The sequence below is a fragment of the Pilibacter termitis genome, assembly GCF_900167335.1.
GTDB lineage: Bacteria > Bacillota > Bacilli > Lactobacillales > Streptococcaceae > Pilibacter > Pilibacter termitis.
The window spans coordinates 1-1,671 of record NZ_FUXI01000057.1 but is presented as its reverse complement, the minus strand read 5'-3'; the positions used below and the strand labels follow the sequence as shown (position 1 = coordinate 1,671).

General features: G+C 36.4%; 1 protein-coding gene. It reads left to right on the top strand.

What is annotated here, in order from left to right; genetic code table 11:
* Window positions 1-114 precede the first annotated feature (114 nt).
* Window positions 115-1,434: an ISL3 family transposase gene (locus tag B5D30_RS13325; protein WP_144399622.1), complete on the top strand. Its 1,320-nt coding sequence runs from the start codon at window positions 115-117 to the stop codon at window positions 1,432-1,434.
* The last annotated feature ends 237 nt before the right edge of the window (window positions 1,435-1,671 follow it).

Here is a 1,671-nt window from a genome sequence, read left to right as displayed (position 1 = left end):
GGCTCTATACTAAATCGTGTGGAATAACAAAAATTCCATGCGATTTTTTTGCATAAAAAAAGACATCTCGTTTACAATGTAAGTGCCTAACCCAACAGTAAAGGAGATGTCTTCATGGATAAGTGTACAAGAGAATTACTAGGATTTCAAGATGAAAGTTTGATATTTGAAAAGGACCGTTGGTTTTCTAGAGGGGTAGATAAGAAAAATAGAAAATTCAACAGAATTGATGGGCTATATGCGAAAGTTCCTACGCATTGCGAGAGTTGTGGGGTTCTATTTCAGAGCTCAGCAGATTACTATAAACATGGAACTATCGCAAATAAGCGAGTGATTCAGGTTCCAGAATACAATGGAGAAAAATCGATGCTCTATCTCAAAATAGAGCGATACAAATGTCGTCATTGTGAAGAAACAGTTTCTGCTAAATTGCCTGAAACATTCGTTCGCAGTGGGAAAAAGACTTCACGAAAGTTAGAACTACAAATTATCCTAGATTTTCATAGAAATATGAATATGAAAGATATTGCGAGCATAAGGAACGTGGAATACGGTGTGGTTCCCCGTCTTTTATCCGAGCTAAAAGGGAGAAATCCAGAAAACTTTCGTTCTCTGCCTGAAATTCTTTGTATTGATGAGTTAAAGGCAACAAAGGATTGTAGAGGGAATATGGCATTTATTGCAGTAGACGGCATTTCCCATAAAGTACAAACGATTTTGGATGATAGACGAATGGATCAATTGATTCGTCATTTCCTACAATATCCTAGGAAAGAACGCTTGAAAGTAAAACGACTTGTAATGGATATGAATGCAGCTTACCACCTTTTAGTAAGAGTAGTCTTTCCAAATGCCAAAATCGTGACAGATAGATTCCATGTGGTACAACAAATTACGAGAGCTTTTAACAGTTTACGTGTACAAATCATGAAACAATTTCGTACGAAAGACAAAGAGGAGGGGAAAAAATACCGCCATTTGAAGAAGTTTTGGAAACTCCTCCTAAAAGATAGCGAAAAATTAAGCAGGAAAAAACGATATAATTATACTTTTAAACGCTATTTATCCTCTTTAGATATTGTATCAAGCCTAAAAGAATATGCCCCAGTTTTGGAGGAGGCTTATGAGCTAAGCCAAATCCTTCGCTATCATTTTAAGAATAAACAAGCAGATTTCTTTTTTGATATCATTCGAGCGTTAGATACAACCATTCTTCCTGAATTGTTTGTAAAGAAAATGAAGTTCCTTTTAAGCAAAGAGGAGAGTATTCGTAAAGGGTTGGAAGAACCCTATTCAAATGGCTGTGTGGAGGGGTTGAACAATAAATTAAAAGTCATCAAACGATTGGCTTATGGTTTTAGAAGATTTGAGAATTTCCGTACGAGGAGCTATATTCAGTGTGGTCTTCTTACAGGGATTTGTAAGGTGGTTTAGAATAGATATTTCAGTATTTAAAGTGTAACAGTGAAAGATAAAACAAGAGAATAGTCAAGTGAACAAGGTTTTGCATGTTGAACGACCTATAATTGTGCTACTGGCTAGGTTCGACAGAGCAGAATGCTACAAGAAAACTATTTCTGGTAGACGCAAAAGAGGAGCTGGACAAGATGTCCAACTCTCTTAGGTACGCTTTGTAAAATAGATGCTTTCCACACGATTTGACAAAGAGCC